Below are 2,025 nucleotides of genomic sequence, written 5' to 3' on the forward strand. Positions count from 1 at the left end.
AAATCAAGTTACACAAAATACCTTACACCCTCTTGATGCTCGATAGTGATTACGTTCTAGCCTTAACTAATACTATTAAAAACTACATTCAAGATAACCCGCAACAAGCAGTATCCGATGCGAATACCAGAGAGGAATTTAAATTTGACCGATCGGTGAAAAACAAATTATCTAAGTAGGTATTATGTAGGGATAGTGGGGAGTAGAAATGTTGTTATTTATTTATTCCCCACTGTTAAGAAATCTCTTAGACCAGTAGGTTCCAACTTTCCATATGTAAATTGCAGGAAAGAATAAAAAAATTATTAAAGATATATGAATGTCTTTCGTATATAGAAAATAATTCAACCTTTCCCAAAATGTAAAGTTATTAACCATAACAATATTAAGGTATTGAAAAATAAGAATAAGAATAAAAGTTGCAGGCAATCCCCAGAACATAAATAGAATCATCTTTCTATCTTCTCTAGTTAATCTACTCTTCTTCTTTTTGGTTTCTTCCATGTCTTTCTCCTTACCCCTACAAATCCTTCAATTATGAAGTAATGAATGTTTTCCTACATAATCCGTTAATAATGTAGTTATAACTATAACAATAAAGGATTATTGCATGTCTAATTCTTATCTTCGAGATAAACTTCTTAGTAATAGTACTTACGATCCAGACCAAACTAAAAATAAATTACTGGATATAGCTAGAGCAAGCCAAGATAAATCAAAAAGAATTGCTGAATTAATGCCCGGCTTGGTAGCAGATAAAGAAAGATATGATGAGTCAATGATTGGCAAGCTAGGACTAGAGAGAGGATCCTTAGCTGCCGCTACTGTGAATAATACAGGTAGAGTTGCTAACGGTGCTTTAAGACTTTTAGGCAATGTACTTACTGGAAGAGATAGTGCATTGCTGGAAAAGCAAGCATTTTTACTCCCTGAGAGAGACATTGAGCTATATAACAAAAACCGCCAAGGTACCATAACTCCTGAAGAAAGAGAGGAGTTGTTTAAATATAACCCAGATACTGAAACAAGTCCTTACAGCCGAGTGCAGGAAATGGTTGAGCGTAGGAAGGGTATAGAGGACTTCCGTAATTTACTAAGTATAGATGATTCCAGATTCTACGACTCCCATAGAGATAAATTAGTTAGAGAGCTAAGACAAAACTGGGAAAACTTTAAAGATAATCCTGATGGGGGATTAGGAACACTGGTAGGCAGTTCCTTACTTTCCGCTGTTAGTAATCCTTCCGCTACTACTGGGCTAGCTGGGGAAAACGTAGCTAATATTCTTGCCGCAGCTTACTCAAAAGGGACTTCCTTACTTGCTGAAATGCCTTCTGAGGTTTCAAGACAGACTTCTGAATACATACTTAATCACGCTAAAGAAAACCAAGGAGCTTTACCTACTAAAGGACAACTAGATGAGTCTAGATTATGGTCTGTAGCAGGAGCCTCTCTAGATGCCGCAGGAGATCGTTTTATTACTGGTTTGTCCAAAGCTGCATTAGCACCTACCAAAGCAGTTAAAGGGGCTACTAAAGCGGCTAAAGAGGCATCTGAAGAAACTGCTAAGAATGTAAGTAGGCTACGTAAACTAGCTAACTTTGCAGGGGATAACATGGCTACCAGAACTGGTAAAGCTTACTTAGGTGGTTTTGCTAGTGAATTCCCCATTGGCGCTGCTCAAGGATATACAGAAGCTAAGGCTCAATTAGAAGACCCTACAGGTGAGGATATCTACCTTAGTGGTATGCTCGAAGGTATGGGTGGCGGTGGAATGACTGGAGGCGTCAGAGGAGTTGCTGAAGTCATTAGCGCACCTATGCGAAGAGCCGCTACTAAAGAAGCACAGAGACAGGCAGAAATCGCTAAAAAAGAAGAAGCCATTGCTAAAAGAGCAGAGCGTGTCAGAACGGGTAATGTAGATGATATCGCAGATAGTACCCATGCTGATTACGACCCTAAAGAAGCTGTATGATCCTAGCCAATTTAACAGACAGTCTGTTCCTCTAAAGCAACATAATAATT

2 protein-coding genes are annotated in these 2,025 nt (G+C 38.5%); one reads left to right on the forward strand and one right to left on the reverse strand.

The genetic code is table 11. The annotated features are described in order from the left end of the window. Nucleotides 1-222: 222 nt before the first annotated feature. On the reverse strand, nucleotides 223-504 hold the full coding sequence (locus tag HMPREF3144_RS01175; protein ID WP_070475812.1) for a hypothetical protein: 282 nt from the start codon (nucleotides 502-504) through the stop codon (nucleotides 223-225). Between the two features lie 106 nt (nucleotides 505-610). On the opposite strand from HMPREF3144_RS01175, the gene HMPREF3144_RS01180 reads away from it, so the two are divergent. After that, complete coding sequence (locus HMPREF3144_RS01180) at nucleotides 611-1,975, forward strand: hypothetical protein (RefSeq protein WP_070475815.1); 1,365 nt, start codon at nucleotides 611-613, stop codon at nucleotides 1,973-1,975. The last annotated feature ends 50 nt before the right edge of the window (nucleotides 1,976-2,025 follow it).

Origin of the sequence: Oligella sp. HMSC05A10 (assembly GCF_001808335.1) — a bacterium.
GTDB classification, from domain to species: domain Bacteria; phylum Pseudomonadota; class Gammaproteobacteria; order Burkholderiales; family Burkholderiaceae_B; genus Oligella; species Oligella urethralis.

Bases quoted from the DNA above. Each gene is read 5' to 3' on its own strand.
- HMPREF3144_RS01180 (WP_070475815.1), top strand. From the start codon at position 611: ATGTCTAATTCTTATCTTCGAGATAAACTTCTTAGTAATAGTACTTAC.
- HMPREF3144_RS01175 (WP_070475812.1), bottom strand. From the start codon at position 504: ATGGAAGAAACCAAAAAGAAGAAGAGTAGATTAACTAGAGAAGATAGA.